The organism is Janthinobacterium amylolyticum (assembly GCF_051380655.1).
In the GTDB taxonomy this organism is placed as follows: Bacteria; Pseudomonadota; Gammaproteobacteria; order Burkholderiales; family Burkholderiaceae_D; genus Janthinobacterium.
In genome coordinates this window covers 71,958-85,766 of the sequence record NZ_JBNYXL010000013.1, presented here as the reverse complement: position 1 = coordinate 85,766, position 13,809 = coordinate 71,958, and the positions used below count along the sequence as shown (strand labels likewise).

Genomic DNA, 13,809 nt, shown 5'->3' with positions numbered 1-13,809 from the left:
GCGCCGCATTGGAATGGCGCCTATTTTAGTCTATCTGGCATGCCGATTGATCTTGCCTTGTATCTCCGTGTAACAAATTTTCCTTGAGAAGCGCTGGCCTGGCACCATTTTGCTAGCGAGCCGCCATGTCGGCGGCGATGATCAGTGCGACAATAGCCTTCCGCCGCGCGCCTTGCCGTGGCACTCTTTTGTGAATCAGCCATGTCTCTTGCTCCTGTCAATACCGCCGTGCCGCCCAAGGCCATCCTGTTCGACCTCGACGATACTCTGTGGCCCATCGCGCCCGTGATCGCCGCCGCCGAAACCTTGCTGCACGACTGGCTGGCCACGCACGCGCCCAAGGTGGCGCAGCAGTTTTCCATCGAGGTGTTGCGCCAGCATCGCCTGGCCATGCTCAATGCGCAGCCGCATTACCATGGCAACCTGATCGAATTGCGCCGCGCCGGCCTGCTGTCCGCCTTCGAGGCGGCGGGCGAGGACACGGCGCTGGTGGACCAGGCCATTGCCCAGTTCCTGGCCGCGCGCAACCGCGTGCAGCCCTTTGACGACGTGTTGCCCGGCCTGGCCTGGATGGGCCAGCGCATGCTGGTCGGTTCCATCTCGAATGGCAATGCGGATCTTGACATCATCGGCCTGGCGCAGCATTTTAAAGTCTCCATCGCCGCCAGCGATTTCGGCGTCGCCAAGCCCGATGCCAGCATCTTCCTGGCCGCATGCGCCGCGCTGGACGTGGCGCCGAGCGAGGCCGTGTATGTGGGCGATGATTTGTATTTTGACGTGACGGGAGCGCAAGGGGCCGGCATGCGCGCCGTCTGGATGAACCGCAAGGGCAGCGATGCCCACCTGGCGGCCGGCGTGCAGCCCGACGCCATCTGCGCCAACTTTGATGAATTGCTGCTCTGGCTGCGGCAGCAACTGGAAGATTGATCGCCGTGGGCCGGTCGAACGTGCATAATAGAAGCAGTTGACGCACGCTTGGCCACTTTCGTTGCCGCTTGCTTAACAGAATACTGGCTTAACTCTACACACCATGCAACTCGATACCCGTGCCCAAACCCTGCTGAAAGCCCTGGTCGAGCGCTATATCGCCGACGGCCTGCCGGTTGGTTCGCGCGCCCTGTCGAAAATTTCCGGCCTCGACCTGTCGCCGGCCACGATCCGCAACATCATGGCCGACCTGGAAGAACTCGGCTACGTGGCCAGCCCGCATACCTCGGCAGGACGCATCCCCACGCCGCGCGGCTACCGCATCTTTGTCGACACCTTGCTCACCGTCAAGCATCTGGACGAGCATATGGTGGAGTCGCGCATGCGCCTGCAGACGCCGCAGCCGCAGCGCACCATCGCCAATGCGGCGCAGATGCTGTCATCGCTGTCGCAATTTGCCGGCGTCGTGCTCAGCCCGCGCCGCGAATCCGTGTTCCAGCAAATTGAATTTCTGCGCCTGTCGGAAAAGCGCATCCTGCTGGTCATCGTCGCCCCTGGCGGCGACGTGCAGAACCGTTTATTGCTGACGGAAGCGGACTACACGCCCGCGCAACTGGTGCAATCGGCCAACTACATCAACCAGAATTATGGCGGCCTGTCGTTCGACGCCGTGCGCGTGCGCCTGCAGGGCGAGCTGCGCCAGTTGCGCGACGACATGGGCAGCCTGATGCAGGCGGCCGTGGAAGCGGGCAGCGAAGCGATGGCCGACCACAGCGACGACATGGTGATTTCAGGCGAACGCAACCTGCTTAGCGTGAGCGATTTGTCATCAAACATGAGTTCGCTGCGCCAGATGTTCGACATGTTCGAGCAAAAGACGGGACTGATGCAGCTGCTCGACGTGTCGAGCAAGGCGACGGGCGTGCAGATTTTCATCGGCGGCGAATCGAACCTGGTGCCGATGGATGAAATGAGCGTGGTGACGGCGCCGTATGAAGTCAACGGCAAGATCGTGGGCACCCTGGGAGTGATCGGACCGACGCGCATGGCCTACGAGCGCGTCATTCCGATTGTCGATATCACGGCAAAACTATTGTCCAACGCGCTCAGCCAGCACTAGGCGCTGCAGCGGCGGATGGATGGTTTTGAAGACCATGCCAGCCGTTCCCTGGTGGAAACGGCCGGCATGCATCAGGCGGTTTTGTGCGGGCAAGCCGTCTTGATGCAGTTGCCATAAATGGCCAGCGCGTGTTCGGCGATCTTGAAGCCGCGCTCTTCCGCTACTTTTTGCTGGCGGATTTCGATGTCTTCGTCGAAGAACTCTTCGACCCGGCCACAATCGAGGCACACCAGATGGTCATGGTGGGAACCTTCATTGAGTTCGAAAATCGCCTTGCCGGTTTCAAAATGGTTGCGGTTAAGCAAGCCGGCTTGTTCGAATTGCGTCAGGACACGGTAGACAGTTGCCAAACCGACATCCATATTGTCGGCCAGCAGAATTTTGTACACGTCTTCCGCTGTCAGGTGGCGTACCGGGCTACTCTGGAAGATATCGAGTATCTTCAGCCGTGGCAGGGTGGCTTTCAGGCCGCTTGCCTTGAGATCACTAGGATTGTTACTCATGTTTGTTGCTCGTATGTGGGTCAGGTGCTTTATCATATAGCGTTTTAGCGGGGAGTGCCAAAATATGCATTTTTTGGCGGGCCGGTCACTCCTGGCGTTTTGTTCATCAAATTGAGGTCATTTATGCGCGTAACACCGGCTGTATTGCCATCTCTCTGGCAGCGTCTTTCATTTCGAGCCCCAGTCGTGGCAGGCATGGTCTGTGTCGCGCTGGCTTTCTCCGGCTGTGCCAGCCGTGGCATCCTCGGCGAAAAGCCGGCCATCACCCAGAAAGAGGGCACGGAAGTCGTGCCAGAAAAAGGTGCGCAGACCACCACGGTGACGCCGCTGCAGAAATTCATGTGGTTTTTCTCGCCGTATCGCCCTGACATTCAACAAGGCAACTTTATCTCCGAAGAGATGCTGGCCCAGTTGAAAGTCGGCATGACGCGCGACCAGGTCCGTTTCATCCTCGGCACCGCGCTGCTGACCGATATCTTCCATGCCGACCGCTGGGATTATCCATTCCGCCTGGCCCGCGGCAACGGCGAAACCACCAGCAGCCGCGTCGTCGTGTACTTCGACAAAGAAGGCAAAGTGGAGCGCTTCGAAGGCGGCAACTTGCCAACCGAGAAAGAATACATCGACCGCATCGCCGGTCCGTCGCCGTTCGCGAAAGTTGCCAAGGCCGAGGCGCCCGCCGCCGTCGTGCCATCGCCCGTGGCGCCTAGCGCCGTGCCGGTGCCGGCCGAAGCCACGCCTGCCGTTCCGGTGAGCAAGCCTGAGCCGGCACCAGCCCCGGCGCCTGCCGCCGAGCCTGCACCTGCCGCCGAGCCTGCACCTGCTGTCGAACCCACCAAATAAGTTGTTGCAAGAGAATAAAATGACTGAACTGAAAATTGCCATCGCTGGCGCCAGCGGCCGCATGGGCCATATTCTGATCGAAGCCGTCAGCAATGCCCCCGACGCCGTGCTGGCCGGCGCCCTCGACCGCGCCGGTGCGCCGTCCGTCGGCCAGGATGCCGCCGCTTTCCTCGGCAAGCCTGCCGGCGTGCTGATCGAGTCCGACCTGGCCACCGGCCTGGCCGGCGCCGATTACCTGATCGACTTCACGCGTCCCGAAGGCACCTTGCAGCACCTGGCGTACTGCGCCGAGCACGGCATCAAGATGATCATCGGCACCACCGGTTTCGATGACGCGGGCAAGGCCGCGATTGCCGCCGCCGCCGAAAAGACCGCCATCATGTTCGCGCCGAACATGAGCGTGGGCGTGAATGTCACCATGAAACTGCTGGAACTGGCCGCGAAAAGCCTGTCCGAAGGCTACGACATTGAAATCATCGAAGCGCACCACCGCCACAAGGTTGATGCCCCATCGGGCACGGCCCTGCAAATGGGCGAAGTGGTGGCTGGCGCCCTGGGCCGCGACCTGAAGGAATGCGCCGTGTATGGCCGCGAAGGCGTGACGGGCGAACGCGATCCGTCGACCATCGGCTTTGCGACCATCCGTGGCGGCGATATCGTGGGCGACCATACGGTGCTGTTTGCCGGCATCGGCGAGCGCATCGAGATCAGCCACAAGTCCAGCAGCCGCGTCACCTACGCCCACGGCGCCCTGCGCGCCGCGCGTTTCCTGGCCGACAAGCCTGCCGGCCTGTTCGACATGCAGGATGTGCTGTCGCTGAAGAACTGAGGAAGACCATGCCCACTGCCATCCTGAATGGAAAAGACATCACCGACGACGCCAGTTTTCACGCGCAATGCGTGCAAGCCTTCGGTTTTCCCGCGTTTTACGGCAACAGCATGGATGCCTGGGTCGATTGCCTCAGCTACCTGCGCGATGATGAAAACATGACGCAGTTCCGCCTGAAGCCGAACGAAGTGCTGGAGATCGTGGTGCAGGATGCGGAAAGCATGAAGGCGCAGGTGCCGGATGTGCTGGAAGAAATGACCTTCTGCATTGCCGGCATCAATGAGCGCTATGAGGATTATGGCGAAAAGCCGGCGTTGAAGCTGCTGCTGAAGTAGGTCGGATTAGCGGCAGCGCCGCGTAATCCGACACATTGTTGGCTGTGCAAGTCGGATTACGCGCAAGCGCTAATCCGACCTACGTTTTTCCTATCAATCTTTACACCACCTTGCGCTCACGCAAGCCGTCAATCTCCCCGCTCTCCAATCCCAGCCACTGCTGCAACACCTCGTCCGTATGCTGCCCCAGCAACGGTGGCGGCAAGCGGTATTGCACTGGCGAGGCCGACAGACGCACGGGATTGGCCACCAGCGCCACCGTGCCCGCCGTCGGATGCGGCATGTCCACTTTCAAGCCACGCGCCACCACTTGCGGATCGGCAAACACCTGGTCGATGCGGTTGACGGGGCCGCACGGCACGGCTTGCGCCTCGAAGGCGCTGATCCACTCGGCCGTCGTGCGCATGACCGTGGTCTGGCGCATCAAGGGGATTAATATTGCCCGGTGCGCCACGCGCTGCGGATTGGTGGCGAAACGTTCATCCTGTGCCCATTCCGGGTACCCGGCGACGGCGCAGAAGCGGGAAAACTGCCCGTCATTGCCGATCGCCAAAATCATGTCGCCATCGGCCGTCGGGAAGTCCTGGTAGGGCACGATGTTCGGGTGCGCATTGCCCATGCGTTGCGGCACTTTGCCGCCGCACAGGTAATTGGCCGCCTGGTTGCCCAGCGCCGCCACCTGCACGTCGAGCAGTGCCAGGTCGATATGCTGGCCCAGGCCCGAGCGTTCCCGTTCGGCCAGCGCCGCCTGCACGGCGATGGTGGCGTACAGGCCCGTCAGGATGTCCGTCTGCGCCACGCCCACTTTTTGCGGCCCGGCGCCCGGCTGGCCATCGGGCACGCCCGTGATGCTCATCAGGCCGCCCATGCCCTGGATCAGGAAGTCATAGCCGGCGCGCGCCGCGTACGGCCCGTCCTGGCCGAAGCCCGTAATCGAGCAGTACACGAGGCGCGGGTTCAGCTCCAGCAAGCTGGCCGCGTCGAGGCCGTATTGCTTCAAGCCACCCAATTTGAAATTTTCCAGCAGCACGTCCGATTCGGCCGCCAGCCGGCGCACCAGCGCCTGGCCTTCCGGCGCGGCCAGGTCGATGCACAGGGAGCGCTTGTTGCGGTTGGCGCACTGGAAGTAGGCCGCTTCTGCCGTGTCGCGGCCGTCCTCGTCCTTCAGATACGGCGGACCCCACGAACGCGTGTCGTCGCCGCGGCCCGGCTGTTCAACCTTGACCACGTCGGCGCCCAGGTCGGCCAGCATTTGCCCGGCCCACGGGCCGGCCAGCACGCGCGACAGATCGAGCACGCGCAAGCCGGTCAGCGGCGCGGGCCGCAAGGTGGAAGCCAAGGCGTCCATTAGTTGAAGGCGGCGATGCCGGTGATGGCGCGGCCGATGATCAGCGCGTGCACGTCGTGCGTGCCTTCATAGGTATTGACCACTTCCAGGTTGACCAGGTGGCGGATAACGCCGAACTCGTCGGAAATACCGTTGCCACCCATCATGTCGCGCGCCACGCGGGCGATGTCGAGCGCCTTGCCGCAGCTGTTGCGTTTCATGATCGAGGTGATTTCCACGGCGGGCGAGCCTTCATCTTTCATGCGGCCCAGGCGCAAGCAGCCTTGCAAGCCCATGGTGATTTCCGTCAGCATGTCGGCCAGTTTCTTTTGCACCAGCTGGTTCGCTGCCAATGGGCGGCCGAATTGCTGGCGATCCATCGTGTACTGGCGCGCCTTCAGGTAGCAGTCTTCTGCCGCGCCCAGCGCGCCCCAGGCGATGCCGTAGCGGGCGCTGTTCAGGCAGGTGAACGGGCCTTTCAGGCCGCGCACGTCGGGGAAGGCGTTTTCTTCCGGGCAAAATACTTCATCCATGACGATTTCACCGGTGATGCTGGTGCGCAAGCCGACCTTGCCGTGGATTTCCGGCGCCGACAGGCCTTTCCAGCCTTTTTCCAGCACGAAGCCGCGGATCGCGCCTTCATCGTCCTTGGCCCAGACGACAAACACGTCGGCGATGGGGCTGTTGGTGATCCACATCTTGGCGCCGGACAGGCTGTAGCCGCCCGGCACCTTGCGGGCGCGCGTGACCATGCTGCCAGGGTCGGAGCCGTGGTTCGGTTCCGTCAGGCCGAAGCAGCCGATGAATTCGCCCGTCGCCAGTTTCGGCAGGTATTTCTGCTTGGTTTCTTCGTTGCCGAAGGCGTTGATCGGCACCATCACCAACGATGATTGCACGCTCATCATCGAGCGGTAGCCCGAATCGACGCGCTCGACTTCGCGTGCTGCCAGGCCGTAGCAGACGTAGTTCAGGCCGGCGCCGCCGTATTCTTCAGGTATCGTCGTGCCCAGCAAGCCTAGCTCGCCCATTTCGCGGAAGATGGCGGCGTCCGTGCGGCCATGGCGGAACGATTCGAGCACGCGCGGCACCAGGCTGCCCTGGCAATAGTCGCGCGCCGCTTCCAGCACGGCGCGTTCGTCGCCCGTCAGTTGTTCTTCCAGCAGCAGGGGGGAATTCCAGTCGAATACGGTTTTGCTCATCACAGGCCTCGCAGGTGAGCGCCGGTGATCGGCGCAAGATTGAATATGGCTCATGGTAGGTTTTTGCCTAGCCTTGCGCAAACGATTTATTCGCAACCAGATATGCGTACTGTGCATATCTTGCGGCATACTGGCAGCTTTCTCCCTTCGCCGGTGTACCGATGACACGCAAGATCCCCATGCTGCAGGCATTGAACTGCTTCGAGGCCGCTGCCCGCCACCAGAGCTACACGCATGCGGCGCGCGAACTGGCGCTGACGCAAAGCGCCGTCTCGCGGCAGATTTCATCACTGGAAAGTTTTCTCGGCGTGCAATTGTTCCAGCGCACGCGCCACGGCGTGCTGCTGACCACGGCAGGCGCCGCGTATGCGCGCCAGATCGCCGCCCGCCTCGATGGCCTGGAGCGCGACACGCTCGACACCATGGCGCGCCAGGGCGGCGGCGGCACCTTGCAGCTGGCCTCCGTGCCCACGTTTGCCACGCGCTGGCTGATGCCGCGCCTGGCCAGTTTTGCCAGCGAACAACCGGACATCGTCGTGCATATCGACGCCTATACCAAACCATTCATGTTTGCCGATACGGAATACGACGGCGCCCTGTATGCGGGCACGCCCGAGCAGCTGGCGCGCTGGCCCGGCACGCGCGCCACTTTGCTCATGCATGAGGAGATCGTGCCCGTCGCCAGCCCCCGCGTGCTGGCGGCGCGCACCGACTGGCAGCCGCAGGATTTACTGGAATTGACCTTGCTGCAGCAGAGCACGCGGCCCGGTGCCTGGCGCCAGTGGTTCGACGCCATGCAGGTCGAGGGCGAGTCAGCGCGCTATGGCGCCCGCTATGAACTGTTTTCCATGCTGGCCATGGCGGCCGTGCAGGGGCAAGGTGCGGTCTTGCTGCCGCGCATGCTGGTGGAAGCGGAACTGGCGCGCGGCGAATTACGCATCGTGTGCGAGCGCCCACTGCGTGGCCAGCGGGCGTATTACCTGATCACGCCCGAGGCGGCGCATGAAAAGACGGCCTTGCAGCAGTTCCGGCAGTGGCTGCAAGGCGCGGCAGCCTAAAGCACCTTGCCCGCGTCGAAATGGGGATTGTCGATCAGGCCGATCTGGTTGCCGTAGGGGTCGAGCAACTCCACCGTGCGGATGCCTTCGCCCACGTCCGTGATCGGGTGGTGCACGGTGGCGCCCAGCGCGACGATGCGTTCGACTTCCTGCTCGATGCCTTCCACGCCCCAGTATGTCACGCTGCCCTGCGTGCCGGGCTGGCCGTCTGGCAGCAAGCCCAGCTCGAAGCCGCCGATATTAAAACCGACATAAAACGGCTGGTCGAAATACGGCGCCGTATTGAATACCTGGCTGTACCAGGCCTTGGCCTGGCCGAGGTCGGGGACGGGATAGGTGACGGTACGCAAACCCTTGATCATGTTGTGCTCCTGATTATGTGAAGAATGCCGTCATCATGCCAGCGCTGCGCGCCGCGCGATTGTAAAAATGGAAGATGGTGTCAACCTTGTTTGCCCGCCAGCCAGGCATCGGGCGGGCTGTGGGCGAAATCCTGGAAGTCGTGGATCAGGTGAGACTGGTCGAAATAGCCATATTGCAAGGCCACTTGCGCCCAGTCCGGCTGTCCCGGCCAGCCTTGCAAGCCCTGGCTGGCGGCGCGGAAGCGGCAGATGCGGGCGAACAGCTTGGGGCTGATGCCGACCTGCTGGCGAAATTGCAGCGCCAAGGTCTGGCGCGACACGCCCAGGCGCCGGGCCAGGCCTTCCACGCGCACCTGGCCGTGCGCGCCTTCGATGGCCGCGATGGCGTGCTGGGCCACGCCGGGTGCGCGCAGCGGCGGTCCGGCGCACAGGCGCCGCAGCAGATAATCTTGCAGGATCGCCACGCGCTGCGCATCGGGCAGGGGATCGCTCCACAGCGCGTCGCCCAGGCGCGCGGCCAGTTCGCGGCCCCACAGCTGATCTAATGCCGTGCGGCCATCGTTGAGCTCACACAGGGGCAACTGGAAGAAATGCGCCGCCGCGCCCGGCTTGAAGCGGGCCGCCACCGTCTGCACCAGGCCCTGGCTGACGACCGTGATCGGCGCCGTCATCATGCCGACGGCAAAGCTGGCGTCCTGCTGGTCCTGGCACAAAATATCGATGCAATTGTCCGGCAAGACCCGGTGCGTGAAAGGCGTGGCGCCCGTGCGCACACGGCAGGTCCAGACACAGTCCAGCCAGGGCCGCAGGGCGGGGATGGGGGCGACTTCCTGGTAGACGATCATGGCCGGCTTGGATGAAAGAATAAGATTGCGTATATCTTACACAGCATAATTGTGCGCCTGCAAAAATATGCCGGCCCGGGCCGCCAGCGCGCCGCGCTATCGGGCGGCGACAACCAGTATAATGCTCGGTTCATATCCACTATTGGCCGGGCCACGCTGGTCGCACATCCATTATGCAAGATAAATATAGTCCCGCCGACGTCGAACAAGCCGCCCAATCGCACTGGAAGGCGATCGACGCCTATAAAGCCGTCGAACACGACCCACGTTTCCCCAAAGGCAAGTATTTTGCTTGCTCGATGCTGCCTTACCCATCGGGCAAGCTGCACATGGGTCACGTACGCAACTATACGATCAATGATGTGATGTACCGCTACCTGCGCATGAACGGCTACAACGTGCTCATGCCGATGGGCTGGGATGCGTTCGGCATGCCGGCGGAAAATGCGGCCATGGCCAACAACGTGCCGCCCGCGCAATGGACGTATTCGAACATCGCCCACATGAAGCAGCAGATGGAATCGATGGGCCTGGCCATCGACTGGTCGCGCGAAATGACCGCCTGCAAGCCCGAATACTACAAGTGGAACCAGTGGATGTTCCTCAAGATGCTGGAAAAAGGCATCATCTACAAGAAGACCGGTACCGTGAACTGGGACCCGATCGACCAGACCGTGCTGGCCAACGAACAAGTGGTCGATGGCAAGGGCTGGCGTTCGGGCGCGCTGATCGAAAAGCGCGAAATCCCCATGTACTACGCGCGCATCACCGATTACGCGGAAGAATTGCTGGCCTACGTGGACGACAAGCTGCCCGGCTGGCCCGAGCGCGTGCGCACCATGCAGACCAACTGGATCGGCAAGTCGACGGGCGTGCGCTTCGCCTTCCCGCACACCATCGCGGACGCCAGCGGCGCCCTGATCGGCGACGGCAAGCTGTATGTGTTTACCACCCGTCCTGACACCGTCATGGGCGTGACCTTCTGCGCCGTGGCCGCCGAGCACCCGCTGGCGATACACGCCGCGCAAACGAATCCTGCGCTGGCCGCCTTCAACGCCGAATGCAAGCTCGGTTCCGTGATCGAAGCGGACATGGCCACGATGGAGAAGAAGGGCATGCCGACCGGCCTGTTCGTCACCCATCCGCTGACGGGCGCGCAAGTGGAAGTGTGGGTCGGCAACTACGTCTTGATCACCTACGGCGACGGCGCCGTGATGGGCGTGCCGGCGCACGACGAACGCGATTTCGGCTTTGCCAAGAAATACAATCTGCCGATCAAGCAAGTGATCGAGGTAAAAGGCCAGGAATTTTCGACCGATGCATGGCAGGAATCGTATGGCAGCAAGGATGGCGTGTGCATCGCTTCGGGCAAGTACGACGGCCTGCATTTCGCCTCCGCCGTCGATGCGGTGGCTGCCGACCTGGCCGAACTGGGCCTGGGCGAAAAGAAAACCACGTTCCGCCTGCGCGACTGGGGCATTTCGCGCCAGCGCTACTGGGGTACGCCGATCCCGATGATCCATTGCGCCGATTGCGGCGTGGTGCCGGTGCCGGAAAAAGACTTGCCGGTGGTGCTGCCGGAAGACTGCGTGCCGGACGGCACGGGCAACCCGCTGAACAAATACGAAGCCTTCCTGCAGTGCGACTGCCCGCAGTGCGGCAAGCCGGCGCGCCGCGAGACGGACACCATGGATACCTTCGTCGATTCGTCGTGGTACTACATGCGCTATACCTCGCCAGGCTCGAACGATGCCATGGTCGACGCGCGCAACGATTACTGGATGCCGATGGACCAGTACATCGGCGGCATCGAGCACGCCGTCATGCACTTGCTTTACGCGCGCTTCTGGACCAAGATCATGCGCGACTTCGGCCTGGTCAAGTTCGACGAGCCATTCGTCAACCTGCTGACGCAGGGCATGGTGCTGAACGAAACCTACTTCCGCAAGGACGCGGCGGGCAAGACCACCTGGTTCAACCCGGACGACGTGCGCCTGTCCCTCGATGACAAGGGCCGTCCGCAGTCCGCGATCCTGGTGGCCGACGGCCAGCCGGTGGAAATCGGCGGCACGGAAAAAATGTCGAAGTCGAAGAACAACGGCATCGACCCGCAAGCGCAGATCGAACAATATGGCGCCGACACGGCCCGTCTGTTCACCATGTTCGCTTCGCCGCCGGAACAGACGCTGGAATGGTCGGGCAGCGGCGTCGAAGGCGCGAACCGCTTCCTGCGCCGCGTATGGAACTTCGGCTACGCGCAGTCGGCCACGATTCAATCCGCACTGGCTGGCGGCGCCGCTCCTGCCACGGGCGACGCGCAGAAAAACCTGCGCCGCGAATTGCACAAGCTGCTGCAGCAGGCCGATTACGACTTGAAGCGCATCCAGTACAACACCGTGGTGTCGGCCTGCATGAAGATGCTCAACACGCTGGAATCGGCCAAGCTGGACGACAGTGCGCAGTCGAAGGCGCTGATCGCCGAAGGCTTCTCCATCTTCCTGCGCCTGCTCAACCCTGTCGCGCCGCATATCACCCACGTCTTGTGGGAAGAACTCGGTTACGCTGGCGTGCACGGCGACCTGCTCAACGTGGCATGGCCGCAAGTCGACCCGCAAGCGCTGGAGCAGTCCGAGATCGAGATGATGATCCAGGTGAACGGCAAGCTGCGCGGCTCGATCACGGTGGCCAAGGATGCGGACAAGGCCAGCATCGAAGCGGCCGCGCTGGCATGCGAAAGTGTGCAGAAGTATGTCGAGACCACGCCGAAGAAGATCATCGTCGTGCCAGGCAAGTTAATCAGCATCGTGGTGTAATCATGACGACTTCCTCTTCCGTTTCGCTGTTTCGCGGGCGCGCCTGGCGCGCCATGCTGGCCATTTCCCTGACCATGCTGCTGTCGGCCTGCGGCTTTCACTTGCGCGGCTCGAACGGCAGTTTCATGCTGCCGTTCGCGACGATGTACATCGGCTTGCCCGACACGTCGCCGCTGGCGATCGACCTGAAACGCTACATCCGCGCCATCGGCAGCACGGAAGTGGTCGACACCAAGGATGGCGCGGACGCCGTCCTGGAAGTGCTCAGCGATCCGGAGAGGAACCGTACCAAGACCATCCTGTCGCTGAACAGCAATGGCCGCGTGAGCGAATACCAGCTCGGCTACGCCATCAATTTCCGCGTCCTCGATAAAAACGGCAATCAGCTGCTGGGGCCGACGGTCATCAGCCTGGTGCGTCCGATCACTTTCAACGAGTCGCAGGTGCTGGCGAAGGAAACGGAAGCGGCGCAGCTGTACCGCGACATGCGCAACGATATGGTGCAGCAGATCATGCGCCGCCTGGCGGCCATCAAGCCGGTACTGCCGGCCATGTCGGTGGCGCCTGTGAAGCCCGTGACGCCCGTGACGCCGGCCGTCCCCGTCCCGCAGCAGTAACGGGGACGCCATGCAATTGCGGATAGACGCGCTCGATGGGCATGTGGCCAAGCCGCTGGCGCAGCTGTATGTGATCACCAGCGACGAGCACTTGCTGGCGCTGGAAGCGGCCGACAAGATCCGCCGCGCCGCGCGCGCGCAAGGCTATTCCGAGCGCGACGTGCTGACGGTGGAGCGTAGCTTCAAATGGGGCGAACTGCTGGCGGCGAACCAGGAGCTGTCGCTGTTCGGCGATAAAAAGCTGATCGAGTTGCGCATCCCCACCGGCAAGCCGGGCAAGGATGGCGGCGCGGCGCTGCAAAGCTACGCGAAAAATCTCAGTCCCGACAACCTGACCCTGATCACCCTGCCCAAGCTGGACTGGGCCACGCAAAAAGCGGCCTGGGTCGCCAGCCTGCAGCAGGCGGCCGTGTATATCGAGATCCCCAACGTGGAGCGGGCGCAGCTGCCCGCCTGGATCGCCCAGCGCCTGTCGGCGCAGGGGCAAAGCGCCGAACGGGCCAGCATCGACTTCATCGCCGAGCGGGTGGAAGGCAATTTGCTGGCGGCGCACCAGGAAATCCAGAAACTGGGCTTGCTGCATGCGGCGGGCAAGCTGACGTACGAACAAGTGCAGGACGCGGTGCTGAACGTGGCCCGTTACGATGTCTTCAAATTGTCCGAAGCCATGCTGGCGGGCGACCCGGCGCGGCTGGTGCGCATGCTCGAAGGCCTGAAGGGCGAGGGCGAGGCGCTGCCGCTGGTCCTGTGGGCCGTCTCCGAGGAAATCCGCACGCTGTTAAAATTGAAGGCCGGCATGGCGCAAGGGCGCCCGCTGGGCGCGCTGCTGAAGGAGTACCGCATCTGGGGGCCGCGCGAGCGCATGATGGAACCGGCCCTGCGGCGCATCTCGCTGCCCGTGCTGGAAGCGGCGCTGCAGCAGGCGGCGCAGGTGGACAAGATGATCAAGGGCTTGCGCGCCAAGGGCTACGCGGGCGACGCCTGGGATGCCATGCTGCAGCTGGGCCTGAAGATCGCCAGGGGTTAACTTT

General features: G+C 62.7%; 14 protein-coding genes. 9 read left to right on the top strand and 5 right to left on the bottom strand.

The features are described 5' to 3' along the window. The first annotated feature begins 201 nt into the window (after window positions 1-201). Window positions 202-927, top strand: a complete 726-nt coding sequence (locus tag ACQ4WR_RS24675; RefSeq protein ID WP_180979370.1) for an HAD family hydrolase — start codon at window positions 202-204, stop codon at window positions 925-927. Between the two features lie 103 nt (window positions 928-1,030). Beyond that, window positions 1,031-2,047, top strand: coding sequence for a heat-inducible transcriptional repressor HrcA (gene hrcA / locus ACQ4WR_RS24670; RefSeq protein WP_102294118.1), 1,017 nt, complete (start codon window positions 1,031-1,033; stop codon window positions 2,045-2,047). A gap of 71 nt (window positions 2,048-2,118) precedes the next feature. Here hrcA and fur read toward each other — a convergent pair whose 3' ends face one another. Beyond that, window positions 2,119-2,550 (bottom strand): ferric iron uptake transcriptional regulator, encoded by a 432-nt coding sequence (fur, locus tag ACQ4WR_RS24665; RefSeq protein ID WP_071075246.1) that lies wholly within the window; start codon window positions 2,548-2,550, stop codon window positions 2,119-2,121. Window positions 2,551-2,745: 195 nt separating this feature from the next. On the opposite strand from fur, the gene ACQ4WR_RS24660 reads away from it, so the two are divergent. Genes ACQ4WR_RS24660 through ACQ4WR_RS24650 form a run of 3 tightly spaced genes read left to right on the top strand, consistent with a single transcriptional unit; the run spans window position 2,746 to window position 4,557 of the window. Beyond that, entirely contained in the window at window positions 2,746-3,393 is a 648-nt protein-coding gene (locus ACQ4WR_RS24660; protein ID WP_436490645.1) for an outer membrane protein assembly factor BamE, read from the top strand. A 19-nt stretch (window positions 3,394-3,412) separates the two neighbouring features. After that, window positions 3,413-4,222 carry a 4-hydroxy-tetrahydrodipicolinate reductase gene (gene dapB, locus ACQ4WR_RS24655; RefSeq protein ID WP_436490513.1) on the top strand — a complete coding sequence of 270 codons (810 nt, stop codon included), beginning with the start codon at window positions 3,413-3,415 and terminating at the stop codon, window positions 4,220-4,222. Between the two features lie 8 nt (window positions 4,223-4,230). Continuing rightward, window positions 4,231-4,557: a barstar family protein gene (locus tag ACQ4WR_RS24650; protein WP_436490511.1), complete on the top strand. Its 327-nt coding sequence runs from the start codon at window positions 4,231-4,233 to the stop codon at window positions 4,555-4,557. Between the two features lie 100 nt (window positions 4,558-4,657). Here the strand turns inward: ACQ4WR_RS24650 and ACQ4WR_RS24645 are convergent, their stop codons facing one another. Next, the gene (locus ACQ4WR_RS24645; protein WP_436490509.1) at window positions 4,658-5,905 is read right to left on the bottom strand and encodes a CaiB/BaiF CoA transferase family protein; all 1,248 of its coding nucleotides are present in this window, start codon (window positions 5,903-5,905) and stop codon (window positions 4,658-4,660) included. Continuing rightward, window positions 5,905-7,083 carry an acyl-CoA dehydrogenase gene (locus ACQ4WR_RS24640; protein ID WP_035822683.1) on the bottom strand — a complete coding sequence of 393 codons (1,179 nt, stop codon included), beginning with the start codon at window positions 7,081-7,083 and terminating at the stop codon, window positions 5,905-5,907. Before ACQ4WR_RS24640 ends, ACQ4WR_RS24645 begins: the two co-directional genes overlap by 1 nt. Window positions 7,084-7,244: 161 nt before the next feature. On the opposite strand from ACQ4WR_RS24640, the gene ACQ4WR_RS24635 reads away from it, so the two are divergent. Beyond that, window positions 7,245-8,141, top strand: coding sequence for a LysR substrate-binding domain-containing protein (locus ACQ4WR_RS24635; RefSeq protein WP_180979371.1), 897 nt, complete (start codon window positions 7,245-7,247; stop codon window positions 8,139-8,141). Here ACQ4WR_RS24635 and ACQ4WR_RS24630 read toward each other — a convergent pair. Next, on the bottom strand, window positions 8,138-8,503 hold the full coding sequence (locus ACQ4WR_RS24630; protein ID WP_436490506.1) for a VOC family protein: 366 nt from the start codon (window positions 8,501-8,503) through the stop codon (window positions 8,138-8,140). The genes ACQ4WR_RS24635 and ACQ4WR_RS24630 overlap by 4 nt on opposite strands. Window positions 8,504-8,583: 80 nt before the next feature. After that, window positions 8,584-9,348: an AraC family transcriptional regulator gene (locus tag ACQ4WR_RS24625; protein WP_436490504.1), complete on the bottom strand. Its 765-nt coding sequence runs from the start codon at window positions 9,346-9,348 to the stop codon at window positions 8,584-8,586. Window positions 9,349-9,521: 173 nt separating this feature from the next. Between ACQ4WR_RS24625 and leuS the strand changes: the two genes are divergently transcribed. The 3 genes from leuS to holA are packed head-to-tail and all read left to right on the top strand — an operon-like array spanning window position 9,522 to window position 13,805. After that, window positions 9,522-12,161 (top strand): leucine--tRNA ligase, encoded by a 2,640-nt coding sequence (leuS, locus tag ACQ4WR_RS24620; RefSeq protein ID WP_436490502.1) that lies wholly within the window; start codon window positions 9,522-9,524, stop codon window positions 12,159-12,161. A 2-nt stretch (window positions 12,162-12,163) separates the two neighbouring features. Further along, on the top strand, window positions 12,164-12,778 hold the full coding sequence (locus tag ACQ4WR_RS24615) for an LPS-assembly lipoprotein LptE (protein ID WP_102294126.1): 615 nt from the start codon (window positions 12,164-12,166) through the stop codon (window positions 12,776-12,778). A 10-nt stretch (window positions 12,779-12,788) separates the two neighbouring features. Next, window positions 12,789-13,805, top strand: coding sequence for a DNA polymerase III subunit delta (holA, locus tag ACQ4WR_RS24610; RefSeq protein WP_102294127.1), 1,017 nt, complete (start codon window positions 12,789-12,791; stop codon window positions 13,803-13,805). The last annotated feature ends 4 nt before the right edge of the window (window positions 13,806-13,809 follow it).

What these genes read in the sequence shown, in the direction of transcription:
- ACQ4WR_RS24675 (WP_180979370.1), top strand. Translation starts at nt 202, where the DNA reads ATGTCTCTTGCTCCTGTCAATACCGCCGTGCCGCCCAAGGCCATCCTG.
- hrcA (WP_102294118.1), top strand. Translation starts at nt 1,031, where the DNA reads ATGCAACTCGATACCCGTGCCCAAACCCTGCTGAAAGCCCTGGTCGAG.
- fur (WP_071075246.1), bottom strand. Translation starts at nt 2,550, where the DNA reads ATGAGTAACAATCCTAGTGATCTCAAGGCAAGCGGCCTGAAAGCCACC.
- ACQ4WR_RS24660 (WP_436490645.1), top strand. Translation starts at nt 2,746, where the DNA reads ATGGTCTGTGTCGCGCTGGCTTTCTCCGGCTGTGCCAGCCGTGGCATC.
- dapB (WP_436490513.1), top strand. Translation starts at nt 3,413, where the DNA reads ATGACTGAACTGAAAATTGCCATCGCTGGCGCCAGCGGCCGCATGGGC.
- ACQ4WR_RS24650 (WP_436490511.1), top strand. Translation starts at nt 4,231, where the DNA reads ATGCCCACTGCCATCCTGAATGGAAAAGACATCACCGACGACGCCAGT.
- ACQ4WR_RS24645 (WP_436490509.1), bottom strand. Translation starts at nt 5,905, where the DNA reads ATGGACGCCTTGGCTTCCACCTTGCGGCCCGCGCCGCTGACCGGCTTG.
- ACQ4WR_RS24640 (WP_035822683.1), bottom strand. Translation starts at nt 7,083, where the DNA reads ATGAGCAAAACCGTATTCGACTGGAATTCCCCCCTGCTGCTGGAAGAA.
- ACQ4WR_RS24635 (WP_180979371.1), top strand. Translation starts at nt 7,245, where the DNA reads ATGACACGCAAGATCCCCATGCTGCAGGCATTGAACTGCTTCGAGGCC.
- ACQ4WR_RS24630 (WP_436490506.1), bottom strand. Translation starts at nt 8,503, where the DNA reads ATGATCAAGGGTTTGCGTACCGTCACCTATCCCGTCCCCGACCTCGGC.
- ACQ4WR_RS24625 (WP_436490504.1), bottom strand. Translation starts at nt 9,348, where the DNA reads ATGATCGTCTACCAGGAAGTCGCCCCCATCCCCGCCCTGCGGCCCTGG.
- leuS (WP_436490502.1), top strand. Translation starts at nt 9,522, where the DNA reads ATGCAAGATAAATATAGTCCCGCCGACGTCGAACAAGCCGCCCAATCG.
- ACQ4WR_RS24615 (WP_102294126.1), top strand. Translation starts at nt 12,164, where the DNA reads ATGACGACTTCCTCTTCCGTTTCGCTGTTTCGCGGGCGCGCCTGGCGC.
- holA (WP_102294127.1), top strand. Translation starts at nt 12,789, where the DNA reads ATGCAATTGCGGATAGACGCGCTCGATGGGCATGTGGCCAAGCCGCTG.